Annotated in this window: 19 protein-coding genes, 2 tRNA genes and 1 pseudogene; 9 read left to right on the top strand and 13 right to left on the bottom strand. The window is 32.2% G+C overall.

Going from position 1 to position 18,419, the window contains the following annotated elements:
• Positions 1 to 16: 16 nt before the first annotated feature.
• The 4 genes from virB9 to wTKK_RS01590 all read right to left on the bottom strand — a co-directional run bounded on the left by virB9 (position 17) and on the right by wTKK_RS01590 (position 2,741).
• Positions 17 to 808: a P-type conjugative transfer protein VirB9 gene (virB9, locus tag wTKK_RS01605; protein ID WP_407511738.1), complete on the bottom strand. Its 792-nt coding sequence runs from the start codon at positions 806 to 808 to the stop codon at positions 17 to 19.
• Entirely contained in the window at positions 795 to 1,475 is a 681-nt protein-coding gene (locus wTKK_RS01600) for a VirB8 family type IV secretion system protein (protein ID WP_407511689.1), read from the bottom strand. The genes virB9 and wTKK_RS01600 overlap by 14 nt, the downstream gene beginning before the upstream one ends.
• A gap of 72 nt (positions 1,476 to 1,547) precedes the next feature.
• Complete coding sequence (locus tag wTKK_RS01595; protein ID WP_407511688.1) at positions 1,548 to 2,633, bottom strand: GTP cyclohydrolase II; 1,086 nt, start codon at positions 2,631 to 2,633, stop codon at positions 1,548 to 1,550.
• 20 nt (positions 2,634 to 2,653) lie between these two features.
• Positions 2,654 to 2,741: transfer RNA gene (locus wTKK_RS01590), tRNA-Leu, on the bottom strand.
• A gap of 200 nt (positions 2,742 to 2,941) precedes the next feature.
• On the opposite strand from wTKK_RS01590, the gene wTKK_RS01585 reads away from it, so the two are divergent.
• Entirely contained in the window at positions 2,942 to 4,177 is a 1,236-nt protein-coding gene (locus wTKK_RS01585) for a metallophosphoesterase family protein (protein ID WP_407511687.1), read from the top strand.
• A gap of 111 nt (positions 4,178 to 4,288) precedes the next feature.
• A complete protein-coding gene (locus tag wTKK_RS01580) occupies positions 4,289 to 4,699 on the top strand; it encodes a hypothetical protein (protein WP_407511686.1) in 411 nt (136 codons plus the stop codon).
• Positions 4,700 to 5,303: 604 nt separating this feature from the next.
• Here wTKK_RS01580 and dcd read toward each other — a convergent pair.
• The 6 genes and pseudogenes from dcd to glpX all read right to left on the bottom strand — a co-directional run bounded on the left by dcd (position 5,304) and on the right by glpX (position 9,365).
• Positions 5,304 to 5,861 carry a dCTP deaminase gene (gene dcd, locus wTKK_RS01575; RefSeq protein ID WP_407511685.1) on the bottom strand — a complete coding sequence of 186 codons (558 nt, stop codon included), beginning with the start codon at positions 5,859 to 5,861 and terminating at the stop codon, positions 5,304 to 5,306.
• Positions 5,862 to 5,971: 110 nt separating this feature from the next.
• A pseudogene (locus wTKK_RS06215) lies at positions 5,972 to 6,921 on the bottom strand (IS5 family transposase).
• Positions 6,922 to 7,014: 93 nt separating this feature from the next.
• Positions 7,015 to 7,239, bottom strand: a complete 225-nt coding sequence (locus wTKK_RS01555; RefSeq protein WP_407511683.1) for a hypothetical protein — start codon at positions 7,237 to 7,239, stop codon at positions 7,015 to 7,017.
• 105 nt (positions 7,240 to 7,344) lie between these two features.
• The gene (locus tag wTKK_RS01550; RefSeq protein ID WP_407511682.1) at positions 7,345 to 7,656 is read right to left on the bottom strand and encodes a hypothetical protein; all 312 of its coding nucleotides are present in this window, start codon (positions 7,654 to 7,656) and stop codon (positions 7,345 to 7,347) included.
• A gap of 27 nt (positions 7,657 to 7,683) precedes the next feature.
• Positions 7,684 to 8,097 carry a hypothetical protein gene (locus tag wTKK_RS01545; RefSeq protein WP_407511681.1) on the bottom strand — a complete coding sequence of 138 codons (414 nt, stop codon included), beginning with the start codon at positions 8,095 to 8,097 and terminating at the stop codon, positions 7,684 to 7,686.
• A 344-nt stretch (positions 8,098 to 8,441) separates the two neighbouring features.
• Complete coding sequence (glpX, locus tag wTKK_RS01540) at positions 8,442 to 9,365, bottom strand: class II fructose-bisphosphatase (RefSeq protein ID WP_407511735.1); 924 nt, start codon at positions 9,363 to 9,365, stop codon at positions 8,442 to 8,444.
• 113 nt (positions 9,366 to 9,478) lie between these two features.
• Between glpX and wTKK_RS01535 the strand changes: the two genes are divergently transcribed.
• Positions 9,479 to 9,754, top strand: coding sequence for a hypothetical protein (locus tag wTKK_RS01535; RefSeq protein WP_407511680.1), 276 nt, complete (start codon positions 9,479 to 9,481; stop codon positions 9,752 to 9,754).
• A 580-nt stretch (positions 9,755 to 10,334) separates the two neighbouring features.
• Here wTKK_RS01535 and wTKK_RS01530 read toward each other — a convergent pair.
• Positions 10,335 to 10,408, bottom strand: a tRNA-Arg gene (locus wTKK_RS01530).
• 151 nt (positions 10,409 to 10,559) lie between these two features.
• Here wTKK_RS01530 and wTKK_RS01525 point away from each other — a divergent pair.
• The 6 genes from wTKK_RS01525 (at position 10,560) to wTKK_RS01500 (ending at position 14,971) form a co-directional block, all read left to right on the top strand.
• Positions 10,560 to 11,297 carry an ABC transporter ATP-binding protein gene (locus wTKK_RS01525; protein ID WP_407511679.1) on the top strand — a complete coding sequence of 246 codons (738 nt, stop codon included), beginning with the start codon at positions 10,560 to 10,562 and terminating at the stop codon, positions 11,295 to 11,297.
• A gap of 140 nt (positions 11,298 to 11,437) precedes the next feature.
• Positions 11,438 to 11,605 carry a twin-arginine translocase TatA gene (tatA, locus tag wTKK_RS01520; RefSeq protein ID WP_006013840.1) on the top strand — a complete coding sequence of 56 codons (168 nt, stop codon included), beginning with the start codon at positions 11,438 to 11,440 and terminating at the stop codon, positions 11,603 to 11,605.
• 133 nt (positions 11,606 to 11,738) lie between these two features.
• Positions 11,739 to 12,392 (top strand): exopolysaccharide biosynthesis protein, encoded by a 654-nt coding sequence (locus wTKK_RS01515; RefSeq protein WP_407511678.1) that lies wholly within the window; start codon positions 11,739 to 11,741, stop codon positions 12,390 to 12,392.
• 114 nt (positions 12,393 to 12,506) lie between these two features.
• Positions 12,507 to 13,163 carry an exopolysaccharide biosynthesis protein gene (locus tag wTKK_RS01510; protein ID WP_407511677.1) on the top strand — a complete coding sequence of 219 codons (657 nt, stop codon included), beginning with the start codon at positions 12,507 to 12,509 and terminating at the stop codon, positions 13,161 to 13,163.
• Positions 13,156 to 14,550: a cysteine--tRNA ligase gene (gene cysS / locus wTKK_RS01505; RefSeq protein ID WP_407511676.1), complete on the top strand. Its 1,395-nt coding sequence runs from the start codon at positions 13,156 to 13,158 to the stop codon at positions 14,548 to 14,550. The genes wTKK_RS01510 and cysS overlap by 8 nt, the downstream gene beginning before the upstream one ends.
• Complete coding sequence (locus wTKK_RS01500) at positions 14,519 to 14,971, top strand: DedA family protein (protein WP_407511675.1); 453 nt, start codon at positions 14,519 to 14,521, stop codon at positions 14,969 to 14,971. The genes cysS and wTKK_RS01500 overlap by 32 nt, the downstream gene beginning before the upstream one ends.
• Here wTKK_RS01500 and wTKK_RS01495 read toward each other — a convergent pair.
• Both wTKK_RS01495 and rnhA read right to left on the bottom strand, forming a co-directional pair.
• Positions 14,963 to 17,899, bottom strand: coding sequence for a YhdP family protein (locus wTKK_RS01495; protein WP_407511674.1), 2,937 nt, complete (start codon positions 17,897 to 17,899; stop codon positions 14,963 to 14,965). The genes wTKK_RS01500 and wTKK_RS01495 overlap by 9 nt on opposite strands.
• Complete coding sequence (rnhA, locus tag wTKK_RS01490) at positions 17,892 to 18,329, bottom strand: ribonuclease HI (protein WP_407511673.1); 438 nt, start codon at positions 18,327 to 18,329, stop codon at positions 17,892 to 17,894. Before rnhA ends, wTKK_RS01495 begins: the two co-directional genes overlap by 8 nt.
• Between the last annotated feature and the right edge of the window lie 90 nt (positions 18,330 to 18,419).

The raw sequence follows: 18,419 nt of genomic DNA, 5'->3' as shown, positions 1-18,419 counted from the left end.
ATTATATGTACCACAACTAAAGTGACCTATTTATAACTTCAACTTCACTACCTTCATAACGCATTAATAGCTTTTTATGTACTCCTTTTATTACAACATAATCATCAAATAACAGCCTTTTACAGGATTCGCCTTCTATAAAAATCTGAGGAATTTTATTACTATTTCTAAACTTTAAATAGGTTAAATAACCATCATCGAATAACTCAATTGGAACTATATCTACGTTACCACCTTCATCTATATATGTATAGTTGTACCTCGTATTATTTTCTTGTATTATTTTTTCTGGCTTTTCCGTAATGTATTGCATTTGAGTAGGTAAAGAAACCTCATCTAAATCAACATCAAATTCATCTTCTTCTTGAGGATAATAAAAACGTATTACGTAAGATATATCCTTTTCAACGGAATAATCATGATCCACTTTTTTAGCATCAGTATCTGGGTATTTATCGTAATTTGGTCTTGAAATTAGATCAAAAATGTAATTTCTCTTTTTAGTTGTCGTAATAATCATATTAGTGCGACTACTGACTTCAAATGGCATGACAAGCAGTTTATTATCATAAGGATTAATTTTCCAACTTGATGCATCACCAACAGCAATATTTTTGATTTTTTCCCCTTCTGCAAACTCAATATAAGAATAGTAACCTTGACTAAACACTACTGTAAACACCTCATTAGGGCTATATACAAAAGTCTTTATTCTACTATCTACAGAAATAGGTTTATTATTAATGGATGCATTTAAGTTGCCACTTATTAATAAAGCTAAAACTAACAATATCCTACACATATTCATCATCTACTCTATATGAAATAACTTGAAAACCTAACGGATTAATATATCTTTGCTGATCATTCATTTCAAGCGATGCATATTTATACGACATCACAACTATCTTATTTTTCCTTGAAGAATTTCCATCTTTTCGTGTAAGTTCTATAGAGAATCTCACTTGAAGAGCATCGTTACCTAATTTTTGAATTGAACGAATTTTCAACTCACCTTTAGCATCTGAATATAAATTCAAAAGGTCATTCATATTCTGCGATTTTATATAATTGCTAAATTCACTATATACACTAGGCGAAGAAAACAACCTTACTTTTGTATAATAATTATAATTATAATTATATGGGTCAAAAACCTCCCTTGCTTTTATATACTCTGAAATAAAATAATCGTTCAGCGTTTCATTTGCAGAATATTGTTTTACTGTAACAGGATCAACCAATTGCACTATTCCTGACTTTTTATCAATTTCTATAACGAATGGCTCAATAGTGCTACTTGTGCTAATTTTAAATATAGCTAATATGCTTATAGAAATTGCAACTAGTAATATTAATGTAAATAAAAGTAAAGTATTTCTCTGAGCAACAACTGTGCTATAGCGACTTGAATTCCAATTTATATCCTCATCCAATGACTCATTACTTTTTTCTTGTTTTAAAAATTTCAGCATCTCAATATTCTTAAAAATCTCAACTCATATTAATTAACATAGCAAGCTAACAAAGTAGCTATAACAAAAAAGCTAATAAACCCTTAATCCATGGCCTAACTTGCCAAATTTTGTTTCCATATATGAATCATTATATTCATTGCGTTCCATAATAAGTGGTATACACTTTGTAACTTCTATACCGTTATTTTTCAACTCTGATAACTTTCTACCATTGTTTGTAAGTAACTGCATTTTGTTAATGTTCAATTTCTTAAGTATTTTAGCTGCAACAGCAAAGCTCCTTTCATCATCTTCAAAACCCAATACTCTATTTGCATCAACAGTATCAAGATTATATTTTCTTTGCATACTATATGCTCTTAACTTATTAGTTAAACCAATACCTCTCCCATCTTGCATCAAGTATAATATAATGCCATTCCCAAAGTCTGTCATTATTTGAATAGCTTGATGTAACTGGCTTCTGCAATCACATGATAAGCTGTCTAATAAGTCTCCTGTATAGCAGGAAGAATGAATTCTCACTAATGGCTCATTATCTTTATCTGGATTACCAATGATAATTGCATAATGTTCTCTTCCGCCACTTTTGGTTCTATAAGATATGATATCTACTTCTTGAGTCTGTTTTAAAAATAATGATGTTTTACACACTTCATACACACTATGATTTTGTTGAAAATCATTCACAAGTAACGTATTTAGTGCAATAATGTCATTTTCTTCACACCAATTTCGCATTTCATGTTTATTCTCAAAAGTCATATCAGCCACTAACGCGTATGGCAATAATTCTGAGAACTTAAGCAAGGCAACAGCATACGCATCCATTGTCTTTGAGCATTGCAACTCTTTTATCCAATCTTCCTTTGAACAGTTTATTAGATGGAGTAGTTCATCAAAATCGCTTATCAACAGACGTTTGCTACTATGTTCTTTACTCTGACATATGTATTTTACCTTACTTGCAGTCAAAGTAACATACACATTACCTGATATAAGCTTATACTGACTAAATAATTTTTTTTCTAAAGTTTCAGCAGAAGCAAACAATAAATAGTTATTTTCATCATCATATATTAAAACTGGAAGACCACGCCTTACTTCACTGATGGCCCTTTCTACTTTATTTCTACTTTGATTTCCTATAAACATTTCACCTACAACAAACAACCTGGTGCGGTCGAGAAGACTTGAACTTCCAAGGCTTTGTGAGCCACAGCGACCTCAACGCTGCGTGTCTACCAATTCCACCACGACCGCACTTTATTCTAGTTTCTATATAATTACTTTAAATTACTTCATCATTTTAGGATTTTTCATCTAAAGTGTCAATCTGATACTAGGATAATTTAGGATAATTTAGGAAATGCATGTATAATTTAACTATGAATTTTATGGTTACAAACTTTAATCATTTAAGATAATCTTACTACTAATTCTTAATTTAGGTCTCTATACAGATGAAAATAGCTAATATCTTCATTTTTTTAATTCTATCTCTTGCAATTAGCTTTTACCCCACTCATGCACAAATATTGTACACATGGTCTCAAATCATTCCAGAAAATAAATTAAGCATACGTGCGATTATAGACAATAACATGTGTCCCATTGCTTACGTCGATAATAAGGCAGTAGAAATGCTAAGTCGCAGCTCAATTAACAATACCGAAACAGTTTGTGAACTGATAGTAGAAACAAATGCTCAAAACATTAGTATTGACAATATAAAAGTTCCCGCATTAGCGAAAAAGATCAGCAAAATTGCCTTCATTGGTGATACAGGATGTAGAATAAATATGTTATTTCAGCAAGAATGTAATTCTGCAGATCACTGGCCTTTGAAAAAAAATTTAGATTCAATCGCTTTTCATAAACCAGATTTAATTATCCATGTTGGTGATTATCATTATAGACAAACAAAATGTAGAAACACAAAAAAGTGCGGCGATATTTATGGATATAGCAAAGAAGCTTGGTACGCTGATTGGTTTGAGCCTGCAAAAGATATTTTAACACAATCTCCTTTTCTTTTTGTTCGTGGAAATCATGAGAGTTGTAATAGAGCTTATGAAGGATGGTTCAGATATTTAGATTCATACCCCCTTTTTCCTCAAAAATGTGAAGATCTTATTTCCAGTTGGTTCTTAGATGCTGGGCCGATGAAGTTTTTTATCTTCGACTCTTCATCCGGTGAGGAAATTTTGACAACCCAAAGCACAGTTGATGCTTTTGAGAGGCAGTTTGATAAATTGATACAAGGTAAGCCCACGTGGTTTTTGACTCATAAACCACTTTGGAGATCTCCAAAAAAAGAATTTTTGACATTAAAAAGCCATGGTAATCTTACACAAATTGAAGCTTTTGGAGATAAATTTCCAAGCAATGTTACTACCATAGTTTCTGGCCACATTCATATAGCCCAGATTTTATTAATGGATAATGTTCCAGATCAGATTATAGTTGGAAATGGCGGTGCACTATTACACGCTCAAGATCAAGAACCCGTTTATCAAAACGTAGAATTTAACTATCCAAATAGTAGAAATTACTTAGCACACGAAGTTAGAAACTTTTTCGGCTTTGGCTTTGCAATATTAGGTTTAGACGATCACAAATTTACTTTCTATAACCAAGATAATAAGGAAATGTATTCTGCAAACCTAACGAAAGACTTTAAACTTAAAACAAATTAAAATTAGGACTATTTAAGGACACAGAAAAACGTGCTGAGCTTAAAAAAACTCATAGCAACAAAAACCACTGAAATTCTTGTATATGACGACAGTGAGACTATTTAATTAATTATGCCAGTGGTAGTAGATACACCAGGTAACATACAAAGAACGTCAAAATTAAGAGATATTTTACTAGCCCCTGTGAGGTGGCTAGTCATTGTTTTAGCTGTAGTATTACTCATAGTATCTATTGTTCTTGTTCTAACATTAACTCTAGTTGCTCAAGCATTGAGTAAGCTATATGTTCTTGCAGGAGGCAAATTACCAGAATGGTTAGATCAAAGAACTGAAGCATTTATAGAGGCAGCACGTATCCCGCAAACAACGCATGATACTAATGTAAATGATGCAATTAATATTAACATTCAAAAGCTAAAAGAAAACTATGGCGAGCCTTATGTTGATGATAAGTTTATAAAGGAAATAGAAGGATTTATTGATCAGTTAGAGTGCATAGCAAATGGCACACAAAAGCTGTAGATAAAAGATCAACTCACAGCAGATGAGCAAAAACATGCACTTGAGTGCCTAAAGCGTATAAAAAATGACCCTGATTCACATAGTGGAAGTGGATTAAGATTGAAGCAAGTTTTAAGTTTGGTTTGGAAAGCTTGTAAGGATAAAAATAAAAAAATACTGATAATAATATAGATATTAATACCCGCATATCACAGAGAAAATATCAACTGGTTAAACATTTAGTAGAATCGAAAACAGAATACGGAGTACTTGTTGGCAGTGCATGTTTTACTGATGCCTTTAACAGTATTGTCTCATCCTTGTACACTTTTGAAGATTTTTCCTTCTTGCAAAGAGCGGACAAGGCTACTGTAAAACAAGAATTTCAAAATGGGCTACAAAAAAAGGTGAAGAATTATTTAATCAGCTTGCCAATGATGAAGAAAAAAAAGAAGTTGCAAAAGCTTTAAGTAATCATTCTACAAATTTCTTTATTAGCTTTATAGAATCATTTAAAAATCACTCTGCACGAGCAGTTTTAGGTGATAAAAATGTGATGAACTAATAAAAGAAATTTTGCTAATCTTCAATACAAAGAATCAATATCTAGCTTTATCTAAAGTAATCACTTAACTAACGGCAAAGTGATACCATGTTGATTCATATATTTTCCTTTCATATCATCGTATGATTTCTCGCATTCACTTTCGCCGCTTAAAAACACAAACTGGCATACACCTTCATTAGCGTAAATTTTTGTAGGAAGTGGAGTAGTGTTAGAGAATTCAAGTGTGACGTGACCTTCCCATCCAGGCTCTAAAGGTGTGACGTTTACTATAATACCACATCTTGCATAAGTTGATTTACCAACACAAATTACCAGTACATTCCTTGGTATACGAAAATATTCCACCGTGCTGGCAAGTACAAAACTATTTGGTGGTATTATACATACATCTGTTTCCTTATCTATGAAACTATTCTCAGAAAAATTCTTGGGGTCTACAATAGCTGAATTAACATTAGTAAAAATCTTAAACTTATTACTAACTCTTGCATCATAGCCATAAGATGATAATCCGAAAGATACAACACCCTTACTGCTTTTATGATTCACAAAAGGCTCTATCATTCTAGAGCTTTCAGCCTTTTCCCTTATCCATTTATCTGACATAACTGCCATAATTGTCCTTTAAAGTTTTGTAATACTTATAATAATATGTAATAGAATTTAAATGTAAACCTGGATGGCTTTATTGCATAGGACTGATAGGCATGTAAATCAAAGTAAATTTACGCAGATAATTTAAATTTAGCCATACCTATATCAGTAAATATGTTCAATAAGTAGCACTTAATTAACAGCTCTTTTTCATGATTTACCTCTGATTTATTTTTCAAGCTAAACACAAATATTTGCTTCAACCTATAGAAAAAGACTTCAATATAAGACCGTGCTCCATACTTAATTTTTTTCTTCCATTCATTAATACCATCTTCATAATTCTCATATGACCTAATTCTACTAATATACTCGTTTCCTTCTGATAAGTAATCAGCTAAACAAATTTTAGTATCCTTTCTAGGGCGAATAATAGGCACAATATTGTATTTTCTGCATTCTTTATACACACTTTTTATATCATAAGCCGCATCTGCTCGAATAGAACAAATATTATACTTATCACTGACTTCTTCTCACATATCACAGACCGGCAAATAGTCTACAGCAACACTACTAGTGTAGTTCATGCTTATTGCTTTCTTATCATTCACGTTTAAAACAACATGTAGTTTTCTTACTTGACCATAACCACTGTATTTTCTTTTTCGAGTATTAAGCTTACTGTGCCCACCGTTATTATTGTAGATACTAACTCTAGTGCTATCTACGGCAATTTCAATATTTTCAAAATCATCTTTATTGGCTCTATTGTCATCAATCTTCAAATTAAGCTTTTTAAATCTTCTGGAAGCTTGTGTATAGCTGATAATCTTAAGTTTTTTTGCCTATTTGTACCATATAACCTTTTACAAAACCTACAGCTTGCCTCAAGCCAATTCTAAAAAGATGAACTATTATGTGTATTAAAATCACAACCTTATCACTATAAGTAGTATTGCCACCTGCAACTTTTGGACTATTTTCATACCAATTTTCTATAGCTTGATTAACAAAATGAAAAATATTTCCTCTTTTTTTTGAGAAATTCGTTATATTCTCTTTGGTTGCTTACTCTCACTTTTTACAGCATAAGTTATGCTTGTTTGGAAAATGCCTATTCTACAACAAAATTCGTTAGTAGTCATATATTGAAAAGCTTTTCTTCTTACGATTATACATCTTTCTCCAGATATCCTTCTAAAAATTCATGTAAAGCTTTACCTTCTATAAGCACATCTTCGCTTTGCTCAGCTAATTTCAAAATTTCGTCTAGTTCAACATCTTTACCATTAATAGTTGCCTGACCAATCTCAATTTCACTAAGATTTACATTTAAACTAATAGAGCAGTTAACAGAATTACCTTTCTTATCTTCTGCACTCCACCTAATTTTCATATCGCATGTTGCATCTTTTGCAAAGCGGTAATTTCTTTTTCCATTATCATTCTTCTCAACCGTTGCTATTCTTTTATCGTTACTGTATATTTCTACTATCTTTACCTAATTTTCATTTCTTTCCATCCCTTCAATTTTGTCAGTGAAAAGACGGCTGATTTCTAAGCTATACCCAGGCTTAGAAATATTAATACTAAGATGACCATAATTATTAAGAGAACGTTTTGCATATGCGCATGGCACATAACATCCATCAAAATGCACTTCAGTTTTGAGAAATTCCTGTCCGTTACTCATCCCTTCTTCGACTCGAAGAAGATATCCACCCAACCTCTTTTTAAAATTCTTTCGCTTGTCTTCAGGAATAGACTTTTCATTCAATATACTTATTATTTCTTTTTGCTTACTTAATACCACATAATTAAAAAGGAAAATGTTCTTATTTCATCGATAATAATTCGCTATTTTGTCAAATGGATCTGCAGGCCAGCCTTTATTATAATTTACGTTATCCTTATCATCTTCACACAAATTATCCTTAAGGCCAAAATTCAATTTTCTAAAATCTGATAATACTTCTTCTACCCTATCTTTAAAAAATTGAAGTTTATTTTGAAATTCTTTCCCATAATTCATTTTCTCATTTGTTTTAAGAAGATATTCACTAAATTTCTTCCTAAAATTTTCTTGATCTTTGTGGGCAAGCCTCTGATCTAATATATCTGTTATGTATTTTCGCTTATTCAATATTACGTAGTTAAAAAGGTCACTTTTTTTCCTCCTTTCATAATCTTCTGCTATTTCGTTAAAGCACTCATGACTGTTCTTAAAATCCAATTTTTCGAAGTCTTGGAGCACGTTTTTTACATCACCCTCACTAAATGAAGATTTGCTTGAGGAGACGCGTCAGTTCTACTTTGATCATCAAGTTGAGGATTTTTTTAGTAGATTGGACTAATAAACTTTCTGTGCTGTTAGAGAAAGAATGATTATTTTCTTCAGATTGATAACTTTTCTTTTTAGACGTATTAGTAAAAAATTAGTTAGTGAACCAAACATTAAGCACTTCTTAGTATTACTATTTAACTATAACTTAATGCCAAATGTTGTAAATCTAAAATTAATATGTAAATTCATTTTTTTAAGACAGTTACAAGTATCTTCCTTCTATAAAAATTTTATAATCAGCATATGACGAATGTTTAAGATATTGATTTTGTTTGTATTTTTATTACTTTACCAGGCAATATTATTAATGAATTAGTAAGACAAATATCTTGGCCAAACTTTACTCCATCCACAAACTCTCCATTTGTTACTCCAGTTGCAATGAACACTGATTCACTTCTTGCCATGTCTTTCACGGTGTAGACTTTTTCTGGGTCAGTGATATTCAAAATTTTTGCTCTTTCTTTTAATTGATCCGTGTCAAATATTAATCTTCCTTCTATCTGCCCACCGATTGAGCTTAGCGCTGCTGCTGCAAGCACTCCCTCTGGAGCTCCTCCTGTGCCGATATACATATCATGGTTGCCATTTATTAGCGAAACTATGGCTGCAACATCACCATCATCTATTAATTTCACTTTTGCTCCTAGCTTCCTAATTTTTGCTATTAATTCATCATGTCTTTCACGTTTAAGTACAGTTACTATAAGATCACTTGCTTTACATCCTTTTGCCTTAGCTAAATTGTCCAGATTCCTCTCAATCCTATTTTTTAGTGAGACTACACCCTCTGGGAGATTTTTTCCCACTGCTATCTTTTCCATATAAACATCAGGTGCATGTAAAAAATTACCTTTTTTTGTTGCAGCAAGAACAGACATTGCCCCTTGTTTATAATGAGCACAAATCGTAGTGCCCTCAAGTGGATCAACAGCGATGTCAATCTCAGGGCCACTTCCTGTGCCAACTTTTTCTCCGATATATAGCATCGGTGCTTCGTCCCTCTCCCCTTCTCCAATCACAATTGTACCATTTATTTCCATTGAGTTTAGCACCGTACGCATTGCATCAACTGCAACCTGATCGGCCTTTTTTTCATTACCAAGGCCTGCCAATTTATATGCAGCAAGTGCTGCAGCTTCGGTTACTTTGACTAACTTATAGGATAAATCTTCTATCGTTTGCTTGAGAATCATAAATCAATATATATCATGCCATTTGATACTGCAAGATTCCTTTACTAATTTTGATGGAATTGATATAATAGAACATCGTAATAGTAGGTTTAATTATGCTGTACAGTAAGGAGGACATCAGAGAGTTGTGGCCAGATGCAGATAGATTTTTGATTAATGATAATAGATACAACAATAAAGTCACCCTTGAAAGCTTGCAAAATAGGTTAAGAAGAAAGGCTAAATTTAAAGAAATTGATTTGCAAAGTAAATGCGAAGGGAACAATTCATTAGGAGATTTACTTTTAAAATTTGTATGTGAGAATGACTACCTACGTGTTAGCGAATCTTTCCTTAAAATGGATTCAAGCTTCCTGAGCAAGAACAAGTAACTGCTGATGAAAACAAAGAAAAAGAAGAGTAAAATACACCTAATACGGAAGAAGATAGAGCAAAAACTTTCAGCAGTAATGGAAACGTTGGTAATAGATCTGTAGAAACAGCGCCTCCAGTTAGTACTAATGGTAATAGTAACAAAAATGAAGCACCTGTATCAACAAGGACTGGCCCAACTGTCACACCAAATAATGATAAGAAGGCTAACGACTTTGTAGAGGCTCAATTTCTCCACCACATGAAAAAGAAACTAAATACAAAAAAAAAGTAAGGAGAGTTTTTGCGCCTCATTAAGGAGTGATGTTGTTGGAGTTGTTATTGCAGGATTGTTTGTTGCTGCTGTGATGGTTCCATCTTGAGCTGGTGCATTAGTTTACAGTCTCCTAGCTATTTTGGTTGTAATATTAACTGGATTACATGTAAAAAATTTTACACTTCCAAGTTACAGTGAAATTAGAGAAAATAAGGTTGAACCTGTAAATTCAAGTTTGAGAAACCATGCAATCTAGCTCCTAGAATCACTTTTCAAACCAATCACTAACTTCTTGATTGTTAAACCACTTTATTAGAATTAAGTGGGACTAGTGCGATTCGAACGCACGGCCTTCGGATTAGGAATCCAACGCTCTATCCTACTGAGCTATAGTCCCATGTCTTCTGCTATTTATGCAAAATTATAGCAAAAAGTCTCTCATTTTTCTAGGTACCCTGTACAATTAATTCACAATAATAAAAAATATTTCTGTATTTCTTGAATGTAATACTGTTATATTTAACAATACGATTCCAATTGAAAGACTAATGCTAATTAACAATATTAGTTACTTTTATAGTAATCAAGATGGCTTTGCTTTAAGCAACATCAGCATTCAAGTGAAGAAAGGAAGTGTTGCCTGTTTACTAGGTCATTCTGGCTGTGGCAAGTCAACAATTCTAAAATTAATCGCAGGAATAGAAAATCCAAAATCTGGAACCATTGTTATAAATGATAAATTAGTTGCAAGTAACAAATTGTCAATTGCTATAGAGCGTAGAAATATCGGATTGATTTTTCAGCATTCTGCATTATTTCCTCATAAAACAGTAATAGAAAATATAACTTTTGCTATTTACAGTACTTCTAAAAAAGAAAAATACCTTACTGCATTGGAAATCTTAAAGCTATTTAATATAGAAAAATATGAAAACATGTACCCTCATACTTTATCAGGAGGACAGCAGCAATTAGTTGCAATAGCAAGAGTAATGGCGCAAAATCCTGATGTTGTTTTGCTCGATGAACCATTTTCTAATTTAGATATACTGCTCAAATATCGAATAAGGCACCATATATTGTCACTTTTTAGAAGCAAAAATATTCCTATACTCATGGTAACTCATGATCCTCAAGAAGCGTTGAAAGTTGCAGATTTTATTTACGTGATGAAAAATGGTAAAATTATTCAATCAGGAGTTCCTAGCTACATATACCACAGACCTAAAGATGATACGTTAGCAAAATTTTTTAGTGAGCTTCCTTTTACTCTACAGCTAAACTAAACTTAGTGTTGGGCTAAAACTATTATAAGATAATTAAAAACTCTTGATTTATAATTCAATAAAAGTGATATAATTTATGTACCACTTGGCTTCAGTCAAGTTTTAATACCTAAAATTTAATATTTTCAACGGAGGTACAAATGAGTTTAGGTCCATGGCAGCTATTTCTAGTTTTAATAATAATCTTAGTTCTGTTTGGTGCAGGTAGGTTACCACAAGTTATGGGTGATTTAGGCAAAGGCATTAAAAACCTTAAACAAGAACTTAAGGATTCAGAAAAACTCTCATCTAATGAACCAGATCGTTAGCTTCCTTATGTTTCATGACACGCACTAAAGTGCGTGTCATTTGTTTAAACAAGGCTAAAGAATTGAAGAGGTATGATTGAAATATAGCAATAACTATGTTAGTTAGAAGTTATATTGTTATTAAAGGGTAGCTGTGGAAAAAAGTGAGAAATTGACTGAAGATAAAAAATTGGCCTCTGATATTCTAAAAGAGGTTGCAGATACTAATAATAACGATAATGATAAAGTAACATTATTTGATATTAAAACAGCTTTACATGAGCGTGGTTTTGGTATTTTAATAATCATCTTCTCTTTACCGCTATCAGTACCTATACCTGTTCCACCTGGCTATACAACCATTCTTTCTATACCTTTAATCTTATTTTCACTGCAGCTTCTATTTGGGTTTGATTCTCCTTGGATGCCTAATTGGCTAGAAAGGAAATCTTTTCAACGTTCAACACTAGCTCTCGTGGTAGAGAAAACTTCACCTACATTAAAAAAAATAGAAAAGTTTATGAAACCAAGAATGTCTTTCATTTTTCGTGGTCCTGGTGAAAAGATTCTAGCTTTTATGATGTTGCTTTGTGCAATAATAATAGCTCTTCCATTACCTTTTACTCACTTCCTTCCTGCAATTGGTATAACTCTTATTTCACTCGGCATTATGGGTAAAGATGGATTTTTATCTATGCTGGGAGTGTTATTTTCATTCTGTGCGTTATTGGTTACCCTTATTGTAATAGTTAAAGGACCAAAACTTATAGCCGTAACATTTTCTCTTCTTAAAAGCCTTGTAACTTAAAAGCTTTAAAAAAATTTAATAAAAGAATGAAGTACAGCATGAAATGAATAATCGATATTGAAATATAGCAATAACTATGTTAGTTAGAAGTTATATTGTTATTAAAGGGTAGCTGTGGAAAAAAGTGAGAAATTGACTGAAGATAAAAAATTGGCCTCTGATATTCTAAAAGAGGTTGCAGATACTAATAATAACGATAATGATAAAGTAACATTATTTGATATTAAAACAGCTTTACATGAGCGTGGTTTTGGTATTTTAATAATCATCTTCTCTTTACCGCTATCAGTACCTATACCTGTTCCACCTGGCTATACAACCATTCTTTCTATACCTTTAATCTTATTTTCACTGCAGCTTCTATTTGGGTTTGATTCTCCTTGGATGCCTAATTGGCTAGAAAGGAAATCTTTTCAACGTTCAACACTAGCTCTCGTGGTAGAGAAAACTTCACCTACATTAAAAAAAATAGAAAAGTTTATGAAACCAAGAATGTCTTTCATTTTTCGTGGTCCTGGTGAAAAGATTCTAGCTTTTATGATGTTGCTTTGTGCATTATCGATAGCAATCCCACTTCCTTTAACTAACTTCATTCCTGCAATTGGTACAACTCTCATTTCACTGGGTATCATGAGCAAAGATGGATTTCTCTCTATAATGGGAGTATTAGTATCGTTGTGTGGGTTATTACTTACTCTTGTCGTAATAGTTAAAGGACCACAGCTTATATTTGGAGCATTTTCTTTTCTAAAAAGCTTTGTATATGGTTAAGCTTTACAGCACTTTAACAAAAAAAAAAGAGCCCTTTACACCGATCGATAAAGATCATATAAAAATGTACGTTTGTGGGCCAACAGTATATGATACAGCACATATAGGTAATGCACGTTCTATTGTCGTTTACGATGTATTGTTTCGACTGCTTAAATTTTGTTATGGAAAAGTTACTTATGTGCGTAATATAACCGACATCGATGACAAGATAATCAATGCAGCAAATGAGAAAAATAGTAATATAGAAAGCATCAGCAAATATTACACTAAAACTTTTCATGAAGATATGAGAAGCATAAATTGCGTAGAACCAACACATGAACCAAAAGCAACAGAAAATATAGACCAAACTGTTGAGTTAATTGAATCTTTGCTGCAATCTGGGCATGCTTATGAATCAAATAAACATGTATATTTTAGTGTAGAATCTTACCCTGAGTACGGTGTTTTATCAGGAAAAAAAATTGATGAGTTGGATCATGGTAATAGAGTTGAAGTGGGTGAAAATAAAAAACACCCAGGAGACTTCGTACTTTGGAAACCTGCAAACGAAACTGACTATAAACTTTCAAGTCACTGGAATAGTCAATGGGGAGAAGGAAGACCAGGGTGGCATATAGAATGTTCAGCAATGTCATATTCTTACCTTGGCAAAGATTTTGATATTCACGGTGGCGGTATAGACTTGCAATTTCCTCATCATGAGAATGAAATTGCGCAGAGTAAATCTGCATTTCCTGAGTCAACGTTTGCAAAATATTGGATACACAACGGTTTTCTTACGGTAAATAAAGAGAAAATGAGCAAATCATTATTTAATATAGTCAAAGTAAGGGATTTGCTAGATAGTGGAGTCAGAGGTGAAGTAATACGTTATGCACTGCTCAAAACTCACTATAGAAAACCACTTGATTGGACAGAAAATGTTATCTCTGAGTCGCAAGAAACTTTAAACAAGTTTTATCGGTTATTACGTAGTACATGTATTAAGGAAAGTGATGCAGAAGTCTCTAAAGATTTCATAGAGGCTTTGAAAAACGATTTAAACATTCCTGAAGCTGTAGCCATATTGCATGAAATGGCTACAGAAATCAATAAGACAAGTAATGAATGTGAGAGGCTCAAATTAACTAAGAAGTTTGTTAAAAGCGCAAGGTTCATTGGTCTTCTTGAGTCAAGTTATCAAGAGTGGTTTGCAAGTGATGTGAGTCATCAAGAAATAGAAAGGTTGATAGACTTAAGAAAAGTAGCAAAACAAAATAAAGATTATGATACTGCAGACAAAATAAGAGAGCAATTGAAGCAAATGGGGGTTACAATTTCTGACAACGAAGATGGTACAACAACTTGGTATGGAAAATTATCTCCTATTGTTTATAGATAGCCTAGTATCATCGCTTATCTTACCCATACATCAGGGTTTTGCACTTTACACTATGTTATGCTTTAGGTCAAACTACAATCAACTACTTATATTACTTTTTGGAGTATTAGGATCCAGTCTTGGTGGAATAGCTAACTGGTATTTAGGTAGAATAACGATTTTTATCAGAAGATCACATCACAAATTAGAGAATGAAGACAAAACACCAAAAATTGTAAGGCACCTACTGATTTGTGCAGTTGCATTGCTTTCGTGGTTACCACCACTTGGAAGTGTGACTCAGATTTTATCCGGTTACTTCAAGTTAAACCTTTATATTCTTGTTCCCTTAATTATTTTATCTAACTTCCTCTGTTTGTTGTATCTAACGTTTATCATCTCACTAAACATCAATAAACAACTTTTCTTCTGGTCATATTGAGCTAAATTTCTTCTTCAAATTACCTTTTAAAATGCTTTTATTAGTTTTTGTCATAATACGATCAAATACTCCTAATAACCTCTTAAGTAAGCTTGGGGTTAGCGAAGAGATAGGATTAACAGATACGTTGTTGTTTTTATCATCACCATTTGCTTTGTAGTCTATTGAAATAATCCCCCTACTCTTCCCACCAGTCAGAAGTTTTCCGATTATAGGGATTTTCAACAAAGATTTGTTAATTGAGTATGCCGGTATTACTTGTCCTTCAACCTGGAATTTATAACCCTTAATATCAAGCGTACCACTAGTGCTAATGCCTAATTCCGCTCCTTCAAGCCAAGATTCTTCAATTTCAACAGTACCATCTTTATATGAAAAAGGTGCATTACACTTATAAAAATGTACACCTTCGTTCTTTATAGCATTTACAATACCAGGCAGTGAAGACATTGATAATAAAGTGGTAAGCAGTGGAGCATCTTTGATATAGAAGTTGCTGATAGATAACATACCATAATGTTCTCCATTTTCTCTCTTCGAAGATAGATAAAGAGATAATTTGCCATTTTTAACTGATTTACCAATACCTAAAGAACGTAAAAGCATACCTGAATTATCCGCGTATATTTCAAGACCTATTTTACTATGTTCTACTAGTATATTACTGTTATCTTCTAAAAACTGTCCTGTGAATTGACTTCCACTACAATCACCTTTAGCACAAGTTACATTCAGCTTAGCATCTTTTATGATAATTCCTTCTTTCATAATTATATTATCAACATTCATAGTAACTTCTATTTTGTTATTTAATCGATTACTATCTTTGCCAAGTAAACCTAACACATCACTTAAGTTGATTTTCTCACCGTGAATAATTATGGCACTTTTCTCCTTACCTGATTCAATTTCTATACTAAAATTAGTATCAGATAATTTAAAGTTGCTAGAATTTAAATATAGATTTCCATTTTCTACTCTTCCGCTAAATTTTATGTCTAGATCATTTCCTACAACATCTAGTTTATCTATTATTAACTTACCTGCTCCTTTTAGCCTTGTAGAAAATAAAACTTCATTGTGATCTTCAAAATGGTTTTTCCACCCTAAGTAGCTTGAACTCAACTCGAGCTCTGATAAATCTATATTACCATTAACATACCCTGTTTTGTCTTGATACATTACTGACTCTATATTTGCATTGATATAACCATCACCGAAATTAAATATTTGAGCAGGTAAATCTCCAGTCAAACTCCAGGCAAAATTTTCATTTTTATTACTACTTTTGAGGTCAAATAGCAGCTGTGTATTATTTACCATACCACTGCCATTTAAATCAATAAAATCTCTGCCGAAATCAAGCTTAATATCATACTTACCAAGACTTTCATTATATACGACCAAATTATCAATTTCAGAATAGAAATTTGCTGAGAAGTCCACTTTTTTACTATCACCATTTAGATTAAAAATACGAAAATTGAATATAGAATTTGCTATTCCACCTACTTTATCTCTTTCAAATTTTACCACATCATCCAGCTTAAATTTTATAGGCTCATATAACCCATAAGCATCACTTACAGCCTGACCATTAATGGTAAGAACAGAATCTTCTTTATTGAGAGAGTTCATTTCAATATGACTACTATTGATAGTAAAATTCTGAAACTTAGCTCTATTTACAATAATTTTGAGATTGTTATCCTTGAGAGTTAACTCACCTTTCAAGTTCTCTACTCGTTCAAAATCCTCATCAAATTGAACGCTGCCATTTTCTATATCAGCAACAATTACAATACCTGACAGATCATCATTTATTAAACTATCGATTTTACCGTTAAAACTTATAATTGTATTTATAATATTCCCATCAATATTATTACAATACCACTTTCTAAATTTATTGTTCATTAGACCATCTGGTACATAAGTACATAAATCTTTTGCAACAAGTTTACTAATATTAACTCTAAGCAAAGCATGATTTGTGCCAAAGTTCATTTTGCCAATCAAAGAAAGGTAAGTATCATTTAACTTAAAATGAAAGTTTTTTACGCTAATTATTTCATCACTATATGTCAAATTTACATTTACATTAGTCAAGGCTAAGTTTTTACCTGAGTGACTCTCTGTATTTAACACGTATATGTTTCCATCCATAACTTCATCCTTTCCATTAATTCTAATTGAGAAGTTCCCTTTGAACCCTATTTCTTTGTCCAAATTGTAACTTTTAACTAGTGTGGAAAACTCGTTAAATAGCCCCAACTTTAGGTTATAAAATGTTCCATATAAATTTAACAAATTATTGCGATTTTTTATCATAATAGATAAATCATCTAGAATCCCCTTTTTATCTTTTGTATGAACACGAATATCCAAAACATTAAAATTTTCCTCCTTTCCTACATATACTTTATCAATGAAGAATTCACCTTCCATATTTTTATTGATAGCAATGTTAGTAATTTCAATCCTTGAGTCTGCATTTAAGTAGAAAAAAATTTTTCTTATTGTCTTCAGCAGATTTTTTGTACTACTCATCTTATCTGTCATTACAGATGTTGTTATTCCTCTGGTCTCTTCCTTCTTGATATATATATGTACATTACCAGCTAAAACCTGAGAGAACTTTTTGGAACTTAACTTAAAGTGTACGAAAAGCTCAGGCACTTCTATGGTAAAGTCAGGATTTGTTATTTTTAAATCTGTAATGACTAGCTTGCCATCTTTCTGCCAAATAACCGAGGTACTCTCCATGCTGACATCCGAATTGGTAAATATCTTTAATATTTTTTTCTTTATATAAAAATTAATATAACTAATATTGATTTCTAAAGGACCTTCCCCTTTAAAAGGGATAAAGAAGCAGAATATAAATAATAAAGTTATAGAAAATGATAGAGCTATTTTTTTAAGCATCGATTATTGCTTTTCTTGCTAAGCTATCGGCTTCTTCATTGTATTTATCACCATTATGCGCTTTCACCCACTTCCAGTTAATCTCATGTTGCAAAGCAACATCGTCTAATTCTTTCCATAATTCTATATTTTTTACTGACTTCTTATTACTTGTCTTCCAGCCGTTCATTTTCCACTTATTTATCCATTCTGTTATACCGTATTTTATATAGAGGCTATCCGTATACAAGCTGATATTACAAGGAAATTTTAATACCTTCAGTCCATTGATCACTGCTGTTAACTCCATTTTATTATTTGTAGTATTTTCTTCTCTACCACAGATGTTCTTTCTATGATTTTGAAATAATATGACTGCTGCCCAACCTCCTATCCCTGGGTTACCAGAGCACGCTCCATCTGTGTATATTGTCACTTCCTTTTTCTTCATCTTTAACTGTAGTGAATTAATAAAGTATATCGTTGCTTCTATAAAATCACAATTTTCATAGATATAGAGGCAATTTAAGTTGCACCTTTA

It is taken from the genome of Wolbachia endosymbiont of Trichogramma kaykai (assembly GCF_045765165.1).
Classification (GTDB): domain Bacteria; phylum Pseudomonadota; class Alphaproteobacteria; order Rickettsiales; family Anaplasmataceae; genus Wolbachia.
The sequence above is the reverse complement of the archived record's forward strand: the minus strand, read 5'-3'. Positions and strand labels throughout refer to the sequence as shown.

Excerpts from the sequence above, each read along its gene's own strand:
- wTKK_RS01600 (WP_407511689.1), bottom strand. The coding sequence starts at position 1,475 with ATGCTGAAATTTTTAAAACAAGAAAAAAGTAATGAGTCATTGGATGAG.
- wTKK_RS01585 (WP_407511687.1), top strand. The coding sequence starts at position 2,942 with ATGAAAATAGCTAATATCTTCATTTTTTTAATTCTATCTCTTGCAATT.
- wTKK_RS01580 (WP_407511686.1), top strand. The coding sequence starts at position 4,289 with ATGCCAGTGGTAGTAGATACACCAGGTAACATACAAAGAACGTCAAAA.
- wTKK_RS01495 (WP_407511674.1), bottom strand. The coding sequence starts at position 17,899 with ATGCTTAAAAAAATAGCTCTATCATTTTCTATAACTTTATTATTTATA.
- wTKK_RS01500 (WP_407511675.1), top strand. The coding sequence starts at position 14,519 with ATGGAAAATTATCTCCTATTGTTTATAGATAGCCTAGTATCATCGCTT.
- wTKK_RS01555 (WP_407511683.1), bottom strand. The coding sequence starts at position 7,239 with ATGAAAATTAGGTGGAGTGCAGAAGATAAGAAAGGTAATTCTGTTAAC.
- wTKK_RS01595 (WP_407511688.1), bottom strand. The coding sequence starts at position 2,633 with ATGTTTATAGGAAATCAAAGTAGAAATAAAGTAGAAAGGGCCATCAGT.
- rnhA (WP_407511673.1), bottom strand. The coding sequence starts at position 18,329 with ATGAAGAAAAAGGAAGTGACAATATACACAGATGGAGCGTGCTCTGGT.
- cysS (WP_407511676.1), top strand. The coding sequence starts at position 13,156 with ATGGTTAAGCTTTACAGCACTTTAACAAAAAAAAAAGAGCCCTTTACA.
- wTKK_RS01535 (WP_407511680.1), top strand. The coding sequence starts at position 9,479 with ATGCTGTACAGTAAGGAGGACATCAGAGAGTTGTGGCCAGATGCAGAT.
- dcd (WP_407511685.1), bottom strand. The coding sequence starts at position 5,861 with ATGGCAGTTATGTCAGATAAATGGATAAGGGAAAAGGCTGAAAGCTCT.
- tatA (WP_006013840.1), top strand. The coding sequence starts at position 11,438 with ATGAGTTTAGGTCCATGGCAGCTATTTCTAGTTTTAATAATAATCTTA.
- wTKK_RS01525 (WP_407511679.1), top strand. The coding sequence starts at position 10,560 with ATGCTAATTAACAATATTAGTTACTTTTATAGTAATCAAGATGGCTTT.
- virB9 (WP_407511738.1), bottom strand. The coding sequence starts at position 808 with ATGAATATGTGTAGGATATTGTTAGTTTTAGCTTTATTAATAAGTGGC.